This is a genomic window from Rhizobium sp. ZX09 (assembly GCF_017357485.1).
Lineage (GTDB): Bacteria > Pseudomonadota > Alphaproteobacteria > Rhizobiales > Rhizobiaceae > Agrobacterium > Agrobacterium pusense.
In genome coordinates this window covers 1,370,011-1,385,448 of sequence record NZ_CP031364.1, presented here as the reverse complement: position 1 = coordinate 1,385,448, position 15,438 = coordinate 1,370,011, and the positions used below count along the sequence as shown (strand labels likewise).

The following is a 15,438-nucleotide window of genomic DNA, read 5'->3' as shown; positions in this document are numbered from 1 at the left end:
CGCCATGCACTATAGCAGCGGAAACTATGAAGCCTTCGTGCGTCCCCGCAAGCCCGAGGGCGCCGACAAGAAGACGGCCTGGTTTGTCGGTTCGGGGCTGGCGGGGCTTGCCGGCGCGGCCTTCCTGATCCGCGACGGCGGCGTTTCCGGCGACCGCATCACCATCCTTGAAGAGCTGGAAATCCCTGGTGGCGCGCTCGATGGTCTGGACGTGCCCGAAAAGGGCTTCGTCATTCGCGGCGGCCGCGAAATGGAAGAACATTTCGAGTGCCTGTGGGACCTTTATCGCTCGATCCCCTCGCTGGAGATCGAGGACGCCAGCGTGCTCGACGAGTTCTACCGGCTCAACAAGGACGATCCCAACTTTTCGCTCCAGCGCACGACGCAGAACCAGGGCCAGGACGTGCCCGACAAAGCGCTGTTGACGCTAAACGACAAGGCCCAGAAGGACCTGCTCTCGGTCTTCCTCGCGACGCGCGAGGAGATGGAGAACAAGCGTATCAACGAGGTCTTCGGCGAAGACTTCCTCAAAAGCAATTTCTGGCTCTACTGGCGCACCATGTTCGCCTTCGAGGAATGGCATTCCGCGCTGGAGATGAAGCTCTACCTGCACCGCTTCATCCATCATATCGGCAGTCTCGCCGACTTCTCCTCGCTCAAGTTCAACCGCTATAACCAGTATGAATCGATGGTCCTGCCGCTGGTGAAGTGGCTGACCGATCACGGCGTCACGTTCCGCTACGGCGTCGAGGTCACCGATGTCGATTTCGACATCCAGCCCGGCCGCAAGCAAGCGACCCGCATTCACTGGAAAGAGCGCGGCGTCGAAGGCGGCGTCGATCTCGGGCCAGACGATCTCGTCTTCATCACGATCGGCTCGCTGACCGAGAATTCCGACAATGGCGACCACAGGACGCCGGCGAAGCTCAATGAAGGACCGGCGCCGGCCTGGGACCTGTGGCGCCGCATCGCCGCGAAGGATCCGGCCTTCGGCCGCCCCGACGTGTTCGGCGCCCATATCCCGGAGACGAAATGGGCCTCCGCCTCCATCACTGCCCTCGACGCCCGCATTCCGGCCTATGTCGAGAAGATCACCAAGCGGAACCCCTTTACCGGCAAGATCGTCTCCGCCGGTATCGTCACGGTGAAGGACTCGGCGTGGCTGCTGAGCTGGACGGTTCATCGCCAGCCGCATTTCAAGAAGCAGCCCAAAGATCAGATGATCGCCTGGTTCTACGCGCTCTTTGTCGATTGCCCCGGCGACTTCGTGAAGAAGCCGATGCAGGAATGCACCGGTGAGGAGATAACCCAGGAATGGCTCTATCACCTCGGCGTGCCGGTCGAGGACATTCCCGAACTCGCGGCATCCGGCGCCAGCACCGTTCCCACGATGATGCCCTATATTACCGCCTTCTTCATGCCGCGCCAGGCGGGTGACCGGCCGGACGTGGTGCCGGAGGGCGCGGTCAACTTCGCCTTCATCGGCCAGTTCGCGGAATCGAAGCAGCGGGACTGCATCTTCACCACGGAATATTCGGTGAGAACCCCGATGGAGGCCGTCTACACGCTGATGAATGTCGAGCGCGGCGTGCCGGAGGTCTTCAACTCGACCTATGATATTCGTACACTTCTTGCTGCGATCGGTCCGCTGCGGGACGGCAAGGGCATCGATCTTCCCGGACCGGCCTTCCTGCGCAAGCTGCTGATGAAGAAGCTCGAAGGCACCGAGATCGCCAAGCTGCTCGAAGAGTTCCATCTGATCGAGGAGTGAACAAAGACCGGAAGGCACGCGCGGCGTGTGAAAGGTGATGAATGGCCGACGACGATCAGAAGAGCGAACGCGCCGCCGAGGTGACTGGGGCGCACGGCCATCATCACCATCATGAGCCGGACGGCGAAACGCCGTCCGGTCACGTCGACCATGATCCGGTCTGTGGCATGGTGGTCGATCCCGCCAGGACCGCTCACAAGGCTGAGTATGAAGGCGAGCGTTACGCCTTCTGCTCGGCCGGCTGTAAGGCGAAGTTCGACGCCGACCCCGTGCATTATGCAGCACGGGTAGCGCATGCCGAGCCGCACCATGAGGGTGCTGCTACCCATGGCGATCATTCCCACCCTAGCCACACCCATAGACTTGATCGCCATGAGCATCACCCCGTTGCGGCGTTAACGGCAGCCGTAACGGAGGGCACGATCTGGACCTGCCCGATGCATCCGGAAATCCGCCGGGACGCGCCGGGCAGTTGTCCGATCTGCGGCATGGCGCTGGAGCCGCTGATCGCGGCGGCGGATGCCGGACCCAGTCCCGAACTTGCCGATATGACCCGGCGCTTCTGGATCGGCCTCGCGCTCGCCTTGCCCGTGTTCCTGCTGGAGATGGGCGGCCACCTGATCCCGGCGCTGCACCATCTGGTGCCGATGCACATCTCGATCTGGATCCAGTTCGCCCTGGCGACGCCGGTGGTGCTGTGGGCCGGATGGCCGTTCTTCGCGCGTGGCTGGGCGTCGATCGTCAACCGCAGCCTCAACATGTTCACGCTGATCGCGATGGGGACCGGCGTCGCCTGGGGATACAGCATCGTCGCGACATTCGCGCCGCAGCTCTTCCCGCAGGCTTTCCGTGACGCTGATGGCGCGGTCGCGGTCTATTATGAGGCGGCCGCCGTCATCACCGTGCTGGTGCTGCTTGGTCAGGTTATGGAGTTGCGCGCCCGGGAACAGACGTCCGGCGCGATCCGCGCGCTTCTCAATCTCGCGCCGAAGACCGCACGACGCATCGGGGCAGACGGTGTGGAAGAAGATGTGCCGGTCGAGGCGATTGCGATCGGCGAGCGGCTCAGGGTCCGGCCCGGGGAAACCGTGCCGGTGGATGGCGTGGTCGAGCAGGGGCGCTCATCGATCGATGAATCGATGGTGACCGGCGAATCCATGCCGGTGACGCGCGTAGTCGGCGAAGCGGTCGTAGGAGGGACGCTGAATCAGACCGGCGCGCTCGTCATCCGGGCGGAAAAAGTCGGGCGCGACACGATGCTGGCTCGCATCGTCCAGATGGTCGCGGATGCCCAGCGCTCGCGTGCGCCGATCCAGCGCATGGCTGATCAGGTGTCGGGCTGGTTCGTGCCGGTCGTCATCGCCGTAGCGCTGCTCGCCTTCGCGGCCTGGGGTGTATGGGGGCTAGAGCCGCGTCTGGCGCATGGCCTGATCGCGGCCGTTTCCGTGCTGATCATTGCCTGCCCCTGCGCGCTCGGGCTTGCGACGCCGATGTCGATCATGGTCGGTATCGGCAAGGGGGCGGCCGCCGGCGTTCTGATCAAGAACGCGGAGGCGCTCGAGCGGATAGAGAAGATCGATACTCTGGTGATCGACAAGACCGGGACGCTTACCGAAGGCAAACCGGCGGTGACCCGGATCGTCGCGGCGCCGGGATTTGTCGAGGAGATCATCCTGCGGCTGGCGGCAGGTGTTGAAAAAGCCTCGGAGCATCCGCTTGCGCGCGCGATCGTGGCGGCTGCCGAGGAACGAAAGATCGCCATCCCCGATGTCGCCGATTTCGACTCGCCGACCGGTAAGGGCGCGGTCGGCGTGATCGAGGGACGGCAAGTGGTGCTCGGCAGCACCGCCTTTCTCGCCGAGCATGGGATCGATACGGCGTCGCTCGCCGGGCAGGCGGATGAGTTGCGCCGCGACGGTGCGACGGCGATCTATATCGGGATAGGCAATGCCATCGGCGGCATCTTCGCCATCGCCGACCCGATCAAGGCGACCACGCCTGAGGCACTGAAGGCCCTGCATGCCGAAGGCATCCGCATCGTCATGCTGACCGGCGACAATCGCACCACGGCCGAAGCCGTCGCCAGAAAGCTCGGCATTGATGAGGTCGAGGCCGATGTGCTGCCGGACCAGAAGGCGGCGGTGGTAGAGCGCCTGAAGGCGCAGGGCAAGGTGGTGGCCATGGCGGGTGACGGCGTAAATGACGCTCCGGCGCTCGCCGCCGCTGATGTCGGCATAGCCATGGGATCAGGGACCGACGTTGCCATCGAGAGCGCGGGGGTAACGCTGCTCAAGGGCGATCTCACCGGCATTGTCCGCGCGCGACGCCTGTCGCAGGCGACGATGGCCAACATCCGCCAGAACCTCGCCCTCGCTTTCATCTACAATGCGGCAGGCGTGCCGATCGCGGCGGGGGCGCTCTATCCCACGTTTGGACTGCTGCTGTCGCCGATCATCGCTGCGGCGGCGATGGCGCTGTCGTCCGTCAGCGTCATTGGCAATTCGCTGCGATTGCGCGCCTTGAAGATCTGACGATCGGGCGATCCTCACCTAACGGCCACTGCCACCCGCAAATTGTGCTGAAAGCAAAACCGAGCCGCCAAACTTGAATGATCGTTCCAGAATCGCTATACATGGCTTATGGCAAGACCTCGAGAATTCGATACGGATGCTGCCCTGGACGGTGCGATCGCCGTGTTCAGCGAGCATGGGTATGAGGGCAGTTCGGCGCAGATGCTCGTGGACGCCATCGGCATCGGGCGGCAGAGCCTCTACGCGGCCTTCGGCGACAAGTGGCAGCTCTATTGCGCGGCGGTGCGGCGCTACGGCATGGGCGAATGCGCGGCGCATTTCGAGGCGCTTCGCAGCGGCGCGCGCGCCATCGACGGGATTGCCGCCATGCTGCGCCATGTCGTGGAGACAGCGTACACGCCCTGTCTCGGCGTCGGCTCGACCTGCGAGTTCGGTGCCTCGCGGCCGGACCTGGTCGATATCCATGCGGCACTGGGCAGGACATTGCACATGGCCATCGTCGCCCGCATGCGCGACGCGCAGCGTGAGGGCGATGTTGCAGCCAGCCTCGATCCCGAGGCTCTCGCGCAATTCCTGATCGCCAATATCGCCGGGATCCGCGTCGCCGGGCGTGGCGGCGCCGACCGATCAACCCTGGCTGCCCTGCAGGAGATGGTCATGCGCGCGCTGCGCTGACCCCTTTTTTGACCGATTGCGGAACGATCATTCAAGATAGGAGAAAGACATGCGAGCAGTAGTGATGACCGCGACCGGTGGCCGCGAGGTGCTGGAGCAGATCGAGCGACCGGAGCCTGTCGCCGGGCCGGGCGAGGCGCTGGTCGAGATCGCGGTTGCCGGGGTCAACTTCATGGATATCGGCGTGCGTCAGGGGATTGCCTGGACTGACATGCCCAATCCCAAGATCCTGGGCGTCGAAGGCGTCGGTCGAGTTCTGGCAGTCGGCGAAGGCGTCGAGGCTGTTCAGCCCGGCCAGCGTGTCGCCTGGGTCTATGCGCCCGGCAGTTATGCTGAGCGGATCGCGATCCCGGCAACGTCGCTGGTGCCGGTTCCCGATGCGGTCGACGATCGAACGGCGGCCTCGATCATGATGCAGGGGCTGACCGCCAGCCATTTCGCGACCGACTTCTATCCGGTGCAGCCCGGTGATGTTGCCTTCGTTCACGCTGCGGCAGGAGGTGTCGGCCTGCTCCTGACCCAGATCATCAAGTTGCGCGGTGGCCGGGTGATCGGTCGGGTTTCATCTGAGGACAAGGTCGCCGTCGCCCGGGAAGTGGGCGCAGACCATGTCATTGTCGACACGGAAGGGCGATTTGCCGAAGAGGCCCGGAACCTGATCGAAAACGCCCTCAAGCATGGCGTGCGGGACGAACCGGTCGCCGTCACCTTGTCGGCAGACGGCTGTCTGCGCGTCACGAACGCCGGCCCGGTCGTGCCTTCCGCAGTGCTTGCGCGGCTGAGCGAGCCCTTCGAGCGCGGTCAGGCTCTGGTGCAGGGGGCCGGCCTGGGGCTCGCCATCGCCCGGACCATTGCTGCCGGAACAAATGGACGGATAGAACTCCAATCTCCCGCAAGCGGCAGGATTGACGGGTTTGAGGCAAGGTTCTTCATAGACAAATGATCATCGACATCGACGCCAGATGCTGAAAGGCAACTCGGGAGACCATGGACACTGACGCCCTGCTCAGCCGCCTTGCGGTATCGCTTTCGATCGGTCTGCTGATCGGCCTGGAGCGTGGATGGCGTACCCGCAACGAGGAAGACCATCTGCGCGCGGCAGGTCTACGAACGTTCGCGCTGACCGGTCTCACCGGCGGCATTACCGGCGCCCTGGCCCGGCAGTTCGACTCTGGCCTCGTGATCGGTCTTGTTTTCCTCGGGTTCACCGCGGCATTCGCCTCCTACCACTGGCTCGAAGCGCGGGCCGAGCGAAATTACAGCGCGACATCCGTCGTCGCCGGCATAGCCACGTTCCTGCTGGGAACGCTTGCCGTCGTCGGCGACCTTGCAGCCGCCATCGCCGGGGCTGTTGCCACGGCTGTGCTGCTTGCCCTGCGCGAGCCGTTGCATCGTTGGGTCGCGTCGCTGAGCTGGAATGAGATCCGGTCGGGCCTGACGCTTCTGGCAATGACCTTTCTCATGCTGCCGATCCTGCCGAACAGGCCGGTCGATCCCTGGGGCACCGTCAATCCATATGAGATCTGGTTGCTGACCATCCTGATCGCCGCGGTCTCCTTCGCCGGCTACGTCGCCGTCCGCGTGTTCGGGGACCGGCTTGGCGTCCTGATGACGGCGATCGCGGGCGGGCTCGCCTCTTCGACAGCGACGACCTTGACGCTGGCAAGGCTTGCCCGCCGGCACCCCGAGTCCAGCACGCTGCTTTCCTGTGGCGTGCTTCTTTCCGGCTTGACCATGATCATCCGCGTTGCAGTCGTGGCGACGGCCTTGAACCCAAGCTTGCTTCCGCATCTCAAATGGCCATTGCTCATCGGCGGTGGCGTGCTCGCCATCGGCGCCGGGCTCCTGCTGCTACAAAGTCGCGGCTCCTCCGAACAGCCGGAACTTACGATCACCAACCCGCTGGAATTGGCGCCTGCCCTGAAAATGGGGACACTCATCACCGTGGTCATGGTGGTGTCGCATCTGCTTCAGCAGTCGTTCGGGAATGCGGGCGTTCTGGTGACCGCCGCCGCTTCGGGCATCGCCGATGTGGATGCGATTTCGATCTCCATGGCCCGCCTGGCGTCGCATTCGATCGAGCCCGGTCTTGCGGCAGATGCGATCCTGATCGCCGTGGCCATGAATACACTTGTCAAAGCCGTGATGGCGGCATGGGTCGGAGGCTCAAGGATCGGCGGGCCCGTCAGCGCCCTTAGCGTGCTCGGCCTTGCGGCCGGCATGGCAGCGTCTCTGTATCTTGGCCGTTCGTGAATTGAGGGGGAGATTGCGGCCGGGCATGCGGCCACACTCGGGCCTTGATGGGTCGGTCTGGTCGGCTGTAAGCGATGGTTTCGGGGAGAGTGGTGTCGCTGATCTCCCCGAAATCGGGTAATGCAAGCGGGGCAGCAAAACGCGGCCTCGCAGTCCCCTCACGCGTTGCGGAGCGATGCCACGATCTTGTCTTTTAACATCAGCCGCTGGCGGCGCAGATCGGCCTCGGCTGCTTCGGAAATGGCGTCGAGACGTGTCTCGGACCGATGAATCTTGTCGTTCACCGCGTCATATTCCGTCAAAACATGCGCAAACTCCGGGCTTTTCGCCTTCAGGGCATGAATGGCGTCCATCTGGTCTGGGAATTCGTCGCCAAGAGTGTGAGGTGTATTCGACAAGGTTCTTTCTCCTTTTCTGCAATTTCGCCCGGCGTCAGGGCTTTTCGACGCGCGCGACCTGATAGGTGACAAACGCGCCTTCCCGCCCGACCGAGATGTATTCGCCAAGACGGAAGCACTCCTCGCCCAGGCGGAAACCGATCTCGTCGTCCCGATCACCCAGCTCGTAATCGAAATACCACTGCCCGCCGGGCTTGCGCCGCAACAGCCCGATGCGGGCCGTCTTACCGTCCCGAAAATATCGGACGCGACAGGCGTCGCGAGATTTCTTCCATTCCAGCGGACCAAGGAATCCTTCGTGGTTGAGCGGAACCAGAAGATCATAGCCTTCTTCCCGATCTCCCTCCGGATGGTCTTTGCCGCGAGCGAGAACCAACCGCACGTGGTGGAAACTTGAGGGTAGTTCTTGTGCCTTGACCACGATCCGATCCTTCATTTCCCCCCCTGATACACCATTGGCAAAGGAACGTTCTTGATCTGGCGCAAGTGAGACGAGGCATGTGTTATCCGATGCCGGCGACTATCCGGAACGGTCGAGATGGGCCTGCGTCAGGATGACCGCGCCGATCGCCGCAGGCTGAACCGGAAGCTTCTCCCAGTTAAGCTCGCGCAGGTTCTTGAGCCCCTGGAACAGCCCGCAGTCGATAAGGATGCGGTGGCGCGCCGAGCGATGTCAAAGTCAGCATCGGTGTCCCTTTGCGGTTTTTAGGACAGGGAAGGTCCGGCTGCCGCCCAATCAGCACTGGGTCCAATCATGGTGTGGTGGGCGAGGTCGCCCGCGATCCGGACGTGCTGCCCGTTTGATCCTGGAACTCATATTGACGAGAATGGTGGAGATAGCCGTCGGTGGCGCGGATTCGGTCCGACAGGAGGCGTAGGCCATTCAGCACGACCAGAACGGTGCCGCCTTCGTGTCCGATCACCGCGAGCGGAAGCGGCAGGTCGAAGAACAGGCCGCCGGTCACAAGTACCAGCATGGCGCCGATCGCGAGGACGAGATTCTGTCGGATGATGACGGCCGTCCGCCGTGCAAGCCGGTGCGCATCGGCCAGCTTCTTCATGTCTTCCGACAGCAGGGCGACGTCGGCGGCCTGCAGTGCGACGTCCGACCCCGCCGCGCCCATGGCGATGCCGACGTCGGCGCGAGCCAATGCGGCGGCATCGTTGACGCCATCGCCGACGAAAGCGACCTTGCCATCACGCGCGAGGTCGCCGACCTGGAGCACCTTGTCCTGCGGCAGCATCTCGGCATGAACCTCGCCGGGCGCAAGGCCAAGTTCCGTACCGATGCGCAAGGCCACCGGCCTGCGGTCGCCGGTCATCATCACGATGCGGTTGACGCCACCGGCGCGAAGCGCGGCCAGCGCCGGGGCTGAGCTGGCTCTTGCTTCGTCCGCAACACTGACCGCCCCCAGAACGGTCGCACCGCGCCCAAGATAGACCACGGTCTGAGAACTGTCGGCGAGTTCACGGAACGCCGGATCATCGACGGAGGCGCCCATGTCCTCGACGAGGTGAGCGTTGCCGGCCCATATCGGGCCGAAGGAATCGTAGCCGACGATGCCGGCGCTCGGATGCGACGTAACGTCCACGACCGCCACCGGCTCAACGCCATGAAACAGGGCCTCACGACGGATGGCGGCAGCGATGTGATGCTCGGAATGCGCTTCCAGCCCGGCAAGGAGCGAAAGGAAACGGCGATCCTCACCATCCAGGGCGACAATGCGCGTAACCTCTGCACGTCCATTGGTCAGGGTCCCGGTCTTGTCGAACGCGAAGGTATCGACAGCGGCGAGCGTTTCGAGCGCACCGCCCCCCTTGAACAGCACGCCGCCTCGCGCCGCGGCGGAGAGCGCCGACAGGATCGCTGCCGGGACTGAGATGACGATCGCGCAGGGACTGGCGGCGACCAGGAGTGTCGCGGCCTTGTAGAGGGCCTGTTCCCAGTCGCGGCCAAGCCAATAGAAGACCGCAAGGGCCAGAGCGGAGCCCAGCAGGACACCGACCGTATAACGCTGGCCGAACCACGCGCTGAAGCGCTCGGACGGCGCCTTCGCTTCCTGCGCCTCGGTGACGAGCTGGATCATGCGCGCGATCGTGCTGTCGCCGACCGTCCTGGTGACGGTCACGTCAAGGACCCCGTCAAGATTGACGGTCGCCTCGAAAACCTGCTCGCCCGGTTCCTTGGAGACCGGCATCGACTCACCGGTGATATTGGCTTCGTCGATTCCGCCACGGCCATGCAGGATCACACCGTCGGTCGGCACGCGTGCGCCCGGACGCAGCACCACCACATCGCCGACGGCAAGCTCCGCAGCAGGAACCTCCACCGTGGTCCCGTCCTCTCCTTTGCGGAAAGCCGTCTCCGGCCGGAGCGCCATGAGCGCCTCAACAGCCCTGCGCGCGCGTCCCAATGCCTGGTGCTCAAGCGTGGTCGACACGCTGAACAACGTCAGCAACACCGCGCCTTCGAACGGCGCCCCGACGATCGCCGCCGCCACGGCCGCGACGACCATCAGAAGATCGATGTCGAGGATATGATCGCGCCACAACGCCGTCAGGGCGCTCCAGGTGGCGGGAAGTCCTCCGGCCAAATAGACCATCGCCAGACCGGGAGATCTTAGAATGGAAAGGCCTTCCGCCGGCGGCCAGGTCCCGGCGACGGCCAGCATCATCCCGAGGACCGCAATTGCCGACATGACGGTCTGGAAATCGAGCGACAGACGTTTCATCGTCACACCGCCCGGCCGATCACGGAGCCGATCAATGCGGTCGAGGCCATCGCGACAGCGCCCCAGAACACCACCCGGATAGTCGGTTTCCAGATGCTGGCGCCGCCCGCCCGTGCCCCGATTGCGCCGAGGATGGCAAGACCGATGAGGCAAGCAAGGGACACGGTCCATGCAGCCGTTCCGGCCGGCGCAAGCAGGGCGACGATCAACGGCAAAGCCGCACCCGCCGCAAACGTGACCGCCGAGGTCAGCGCAGCTTGAACCGGTCTTGCCATCACATGGCTCGCCAATCCGAGTTCATCCCGCGCATGGGCTTCGAAGGCATCCTTCGCCATCATCTGTTCGGCGACCTGCCGGGCCAGCTCTGGGGCCACGCCGCGCTGCTCGTAGATTGCCGCGAGTTCGGCCAACTCGGCCTCCGGCTGCGTCGCCAGCTCGTGCCGTTCCCGCGCCATGTCGGCTTCCTCGGTATCGGCCTGCGAACTGACCGACACATATTCGCCCGCCGCCATCGACATCGCCCCGGCCACCAGACCGGCAACACCGGCAACAAGGATCTCATGCGAGGCGTTGGTCGCCGCGGCGACACCGACGATCAGGCTCGACGTCGAGATCAACCCGTCATTGGCACCCAGTACAGCCGCCCGAAGCCAGCCTATCCGTTCGATGAGATGATTTTCCTTGTGAAGGGCGCGCATGAATGGTGCTCCGAGCAGTGATTGTGTGTGCAGCGGGATGATGCTGCGTCGACGCAACCTCATTCCGTGATGGAAGGAAAACGCAGAAAAATGTTCAGTTTAGAATTATTCTAACTAAAGGACTAATTCAAGATACAACCGGCATTTGGAACCTCACTAGCCAACCACACGGTCTACGGCCATTGGGCGATCACCGGATCCCGGCAGGTCTGCGATCAAGACCAAGATCGCTCGCCCGCCGGACGACCCGGTGTCACCCACAGATAGACAGCTTCGAGGCTAAGCCTACTCGCAAGGCAACCATCGCTAGTCCAATTCCGTCTCCGGCGACGTACCGATGGTACTGCCATCGCCGAAGCGCTTGACGCTGCCATCGACGACCTCGAGCGTTGCGGGATCGATCTTCACCTTGAGGACGTTCCCGCTGGTGTCAGTGACCCGAAGTTCGTAGCAGCCATCGTCGATCTTCATCTTGTCGATGGTCCATCCGAAGTCGCCCGCAAGCTTCCCGAGAGCTTCGAAGGATTGCCTCTTCTGAGGCGGAACGTCGCACGCCTCTCCAGCAAACGCAGCCGTTGCCGGAAGCACCGCGAGCAATGCAAGCACTGCCAATGTCTTTCTCATGATTTCTTCTCCTGGGCTGTGTTGTCGATGGAGGAAATCATGCACAGAGGGACTGACGGGCTACTGAAGATCGGCAGAAATTGCCGTCAGCTTCCGGTCAGCAAACACCGCCATCGTTGCAGCGGAAAGATAATCGTTCTCACGGGCCCGTTTCGAAGCCGCGCCCTTCGCCTGCTTCTTCGTGGGTGACCCCGTCGCGGATGTGGTAGATGCGCCTGAAGGTGGGGATGATCTTTTCGTCGTGCGTGACGACGATGATCGCCGTTCCGAATTTCACGGCCATGTCGTTGAGGATCCGGATCACGGTCAACGCGCGCACACTGTCGAGCGGGGCGGTCGGCTCGTCGGCAAGAATGACAGGCGGCCGGTTGACCAATCCGCGCGCGATGGCAACGCGCTGTTGCTCGCCGCCGGAGAGCTGCGATGGCATCGCATCGGCTCGGTGCTCGACATCGAGTGCTTTTAGAAGCTCTCGCGCGCGTTGGCGTGATTCATGATTTGGGATGCCGGCAAGCATGGGAAGCAGGGCGACATTGTCGGTCACGTCCAAAAAGGGAATGAGGTAAGGCGCCTGGAAGACAAAACCGATCTTGTCGCGCCTCAACGCACGCAGATCGCGGATCTTCCATCCATCGTCATAGATCAGCTCGTCACCAAGGGTCATCCGCCCACCGCTCGGGTCGATGACCGCCCCCAGAGCTTTGAGTAAGGTACTCTTCCCAGAACCCGACGGTCCAATCAAACCGACGACCTCGCCGGGCGCGACCCGCATATTGACGTCTTTGAGGGCATCGACGGCGGTGGAGCCGCTGCCATATCGCTTGCGGATTTTCTCGATCAGTATCCCGCCGCCCATCTCAGCCACCGATCGCCTCGGCGGGGTCGACCTTCAACGCCATCCGGATCGCGACGATGCTGGCGAGCGCGCATATGGCGATGACAACGATAACGCCGATGATCGTATCGGCGGAAAGAAGAAGGACGAATTTCGGAAACAACGGCGCTGCAAAGGTCGCCGTGATCTTGCCAACGACGAAGCCGATCAGCCCGAGCACGATTGCCTGCTGCAGGATCATGCAGACACGCGGGACTGGCTCACGCATCATCGTGCCCGCGTCGCTGGCAAATCGCCGCTTGGCGAAGCGCTTTCCTACATCGCCAAATACTGGGATGGCCTTTGCATCTTCCTGACCGACGGTCGGATCGAGATCGACACGGATGTTGTTGAACAGCCCCTTTCTCAACCTTTTTGTGGTTTAGGTGGCCTATCTCTCCAGGCTTCGACCATGGCCGCGTAGGCTGCCTCCGCCTGTGCAACGAGCTCCATCTCTCGATGTCGGATTTCCTTGATCCAATAATCGCGGGCGGGACCAGCGGGCCCATGTGCTTTGGCTGCGCCGGCACGAAGTTCAAGCTTGCGCATCTTCATGGCGACAAAGGCGGGCCGAGCCCATCTGTAGGGAGCCTCCTTGGTCAGCAACTGCCAGATCAGATTTGCGATCTTGCGCGCCGTGGCGACCGCCGCGACGTTGAGGCCTTTGCGGTCCTTGATCCGGAGGAAGAAGGCACGCAGCGGCCCCGGGACCGACGCGGCCGACCAGGCAACTTCAATCAGCATCGTTCTGGCAATCGCGTTTCCCTGTTTCGAGATGCGGCCATGGATTGCGCCGCGATCGCCGGACTGGCGCACCCGTGGGGTCAAGCCGAAGTAGCTCGCAAGCCGGTCGGGCGTCGGGAACCGGGAGATGTCGCCAATGGCGGCTATCACCGCCGTGGCAACCACGGAATTTACTCCGGCGATCGTCATCAGCTTGCGCGTGCGAGTGTCGTCAAGCGCAATTCGGGCCATGGCACCATCCAGCTTTTCGAGCTTGCCCTTCAGCCAGTCCAGTTCATCGAGATGGCGGGCGAGGAGGTCGCGCTCTGCCTTGGGTAACGGGGCCTTCGAAAGCCAGTCTCTGCCATCTTTTCCGAACAGATGTCCCGAGTATTTCGGCACGAGATTGGCGTGGAGAACGGCCTGAACCCGGCTCTTCACTCGTCGCACTGATCGCACGAGCGCCGCGCGCTCCGACACGAGACGACGCAGGTTCAGGGTATCATCATCCGCGGCCCAGACCTCCGGCAAGAAGCCGGCGGCATGAAGCTGCGCCAGAATCCGCGCGTCGACTTTGTCGGTCTTCACGCGCGCGTGGGCGATGGCCTTCACCTGAAGCGGGTTCGCGATCACGACCTTGGCCACGAACGGCGTCAGCAACCTTACGATGGCCGCGGTGTTCCCGGTTGCTTCCAGTATAACTTCGTCATCCTTTCGAAGCTTCTGCCCAAAGGCCACCACAGCGTCGTAATCCAGGTCCACCCGGAATTCTTCGGTGACCTTGCCCCGGTCAAGAACCGCGACCTGCGCAAAACTTCGATGCACATCCATTCCGATCGACCGCATTCCAAATCCTCCATGTTGTTGATGGGGGAGTGCGCGGGCTGTGCGACATCTACGGATACGCGCTCGCAGCGCAGACGGGATAGTCGCAGGGGCGGCCAGATAACAACGCGAGCTCGCAGCTCAAAGTCAATTCGGCCTGCCCGCTTCTTCGCACTCCGACGCCCCTGTCCCGACACGACAATTCTAACATGACAGGATAGAATCTGCCGAACGTTCGTGGGACGCCGATGGCAACATGCCCGATAACAATACCGTTGAGCGGACCATTCGGCCGATAACATTAAATCGGAAGAATGCTCTATTTGCGGGACACGATGCAGGAGCGGAGAACTGGGCGACAATCGCCTCGTTGATCGAGACGTGCAAGCTCAACGCTGTCGATCCGTTCGCCTATATGACCGCCACGCTCACCGCCATTGTCAATGGTCACAAGCAGGGCCGGGTTGACGAACTCCTGCCGTGGAGTTTCACCGCAAGGTGAGATTTGCCGAAGAAGTCATCCCTCGGCAAAGGCCGATGAACTCAGCTTGAGATCACCCTACCATGGCGTCGTGTTCTCCGGTTCGACGAACGTCCCCGATGTCGTTGCAGTCAGCGCATACTGCACTGGCAGCCTTGCTCCTTCCTCGGGAGTCATATTGCCGTAGCCGGTCAGGTCGGTCTTGACGAAGCCGGGGCTGACCGAATTCACGATAACGCCGGTCTCTTTCAGTTCCTGGTGCAACTGGATCGTCAGCATGTTCAGAGATGCCTTCGATGCGTTGTAGCCGATGAACTGCTGCGAATAGTATGTCGATGTCGGATCGCCGTTCAGTGTTAGCGAACCAAGCGAGCTGGACACGTTTACGATGCGCCCGGCTGGTGACGTACTCAGCAGCGGCAGCACCGCCTGTGTCACAGCCAATGCGCCGATGAAGTTGACTTCCATCACTCTGCGAACAGCATCAATGGCCGCACGGCTGGGAGGAGCGTCTGCAAAATCAAAGATGCCAGCATTATTGACCAGGATGTCCAGGCGGCCATACGTCTCTGCAATAATCTGGGCTGCAGCAGTGATGCTCCGTTCGTCCGTGACGTCGAGCTGGACGCAGAAGGCATCAATGCCCTGCGACTTCAATTCTGCGGCCGCCGTAGTGCCACGATCCACATCCCGTGCACCGATCACGACCCTGACACCAGCCATGCCGAGTTGACGCGAGACTTCCAGACCAATGCCCTTATTGCCGCCAGTTACGAGCGCGACGCGTTCTTCCTTCATGCCTAAAGCCTTTCTTAATCTGCATTTTCAGTCATGATATGAAGAATTGTTCAGT

General features: G+C 62.5%; 13 protein-coding genes and 3 pseudogenes. 7 read left to right on the top strand and 9 right to left on the bottom strand.

Annotated features, from left to right (window positions below; all coding sequences use genetic code 11):
- Positions 1-4 precede the first annotated feature (4 nt).
- From BTN45_RS21095 to BTN45_RS21075, 5 genes are all read left to right on the top strand, one after another.
- Positions 5-1,771, top strand: coding sequence for an oleate hydratase (locus tag BTN45_RS21095; protein WP_035219816.1), 1,767 nt, complete (start codon positions 5-7; stop codon positions 1,769-1,771).
- A gap of 41 nt (positions 1,772-1,812) precedes the next feature.
- Positions 1,813-4,302 carry a heavy metal translocating P-type ATPase gene (locus BTN45_RS21090; RefSeq protein ID WP_207590866.1) on the top strand — a complete coding sequence of 830 codons (2,490 nt, stop codon included), beginning with the start codon at positions 1,813-1,815 and terminating at the stop codon, positions 4,300-4,302.
- Positions 4,303-4,410: 108 nt separating this feature from the next.
- A complete protein-coding gene (locus BTN45_RS21085; RefSeq protein ID WP_207590864.1) occupies positions 4,411-4,977 on the top strand; it encodes a TetR/AcrR family transcriptional regulator in 567 nt (188 codons plus the stop codon).
- A 49-nt stretch (positions 4,978-5,026) separates the two neighbouring features.
- Complete coding sequence (locus BTN45_RS21080; RefSeq protein ID WP_207590863.1) at positions 5,027-5,920, top strand: ATP-binding protein; 894 nt, start codon at positions 5,027-5,029, stop codon at positions 5,918-5,920.
- Positions 5,921-5,964: 44 nt separating this feature from the next.
- Entirely contained in the window at positions 5,965-7,230 is a 1,266-nt protein-coding gene (locus BTN45_RS21075; protein WP_023513017.1) for an MgtC/SapB family protein, read from the top strand.
- A gap of 158 nt (positions 7,231-7,388) precedes the next feature.
- On the opposite strand, the gene BTN45_RS21070 is transcribed toward BTN45_RS21075, so the two are convergent.
- The 7 genes and pseudogenes from BTN45_RS21070 to BTN45_RS26700 all read right to left on the bottom strand — a co-directional run.
- Positions 7,389-7,628 (bottom strand): DUF465 domain-containing protein, encoded by a 240-nt coding sequence (locus BTN45_RS21070; RefSeq protein ID WP_023513018.1) that lies wholly within the window; start codon positions 7,626-7,628, stop codon positions 7,389-7,391.
- 34 nt (positions 7,629-7,662) lie between these two features.
- Positions 7,663-8,064: a hypothetical protein gene (locus BTN45_RS21065; RefSeq protein ID WP_207590862.1), complete on the bottom strand. Its 402-nt coding sequence runs from the start codon at positions 8,062-8,064 to the stop codon at positions 7,663-7,665.
- A gap of 316 nt (positions 8,065-8,380) precedes the next feature.
- Complete coding sequence (locus BTN45_RS21060; protein WP_207590861.1) at positions 8,381-10,360, bottom strand: cation-translocating P-type ATPase; 1,980 nt, start codon at positions 10,358-10,360, stop codon at positions 8,381-8,383.
- A 2-nt stretch (positions 10,361-10,362) separates the two neighbouring features.
- The gene (locus BTN45_RS21055; RefSeq protein ID WP_023513021.1) at positions 10,363-11,058 is read right to left on the bottom strand and encodes a VIT family protein; all 696 of its coding nucleotides are present in this window, start codon (positions 11,056-11,058) and stop codon (positions 10,363-10,365) included.
- 306 nt (positions 11,059-11,364) lie between these two features.
- On the bottom strand, positions 11,365-11,682 hold the full coding sequence (locus BTN45_RS21050; RefSeq protein WP_023513022.1) for a PepSY domain-containing protein: 318 nt from the start codon (positions 11,680-11,682) through the stop codon (positions 11,365-11,367).
- A gap of 139 nt (positions 11,683-11,821) precedes the next feature.
- Complete coding sequence (locus tag BTN45_RS21045) at positions 11,822-12,538, bottom strand: ABC transporter ATP-binding protein (RefSeq protein WP_024271190.1); 717 nt, start codon at positions 12,536-12,538, stop codon at positions 11,822-11,824.
- 1 nt (position 12,539) lies between these two features.
- A pseudogene (locus BTN45_RS26700) lies at positions 12,540-12,758 on the bottom strand (FtsX-like permease family protein); the annotation flags it as partial.
- Here BTN45_RS26700 and BTN45_RS21035 point away from each other — a divergent pair.
- Positions 12,759-12,980, top strand: a pseudogene (locus BTN45_RS21035) (transposase); the annotation flags it as partial.
- On the opposite strand, the gene BTN45_RS21030 reads toward BTN45_RS21035, so the two are convergent.
- The gene (locus tag BTN45_RS21030) at positions 12,923-14,110 is read right to left on the bottom strand and encodes an IS110 family transposase (RefSeq protein ID WP_207591694.1); all 1,188 of its coding nucleotides are present in this window, start codon (positions 14,108-14,110) and stop codon (positions 12,923-12,925) included. The pseudogene BTN45_RS21035 and the gene BTN45_RS21030 overlap by 58 nt on opposite strands.
- Before the next feature lie 241 nt (positions 14,111-14,351).
- Here BTN45_RS21030 and BTN45_RS21025 point away from each other — a divergent pair.
- Positions 14,352-14,606 (top strand): annotated as a pseudogene (locus BTN45_RS21025) (transposase domain-containing protein); the annotation flags it as partial.
- Between the two features lie 57 nt (positions 14,607-14,663).
- Here BTN45_RS21025 and BTN45_RS21020 read toward each other — a convergent pair.
- Positions 14,664-15,383, bottom strand: coding sequence for an SDR family oxidoreductase (locus BTN45_RS21020; RefSeq protein WP_151558793.1), 720 nt, complete (start codon positions 15,381-15,383; stop codon positions 14,664-14,666).
- Between the last annotated feature and the right edge of the window lie 55 nt (positions 15,384-15,438).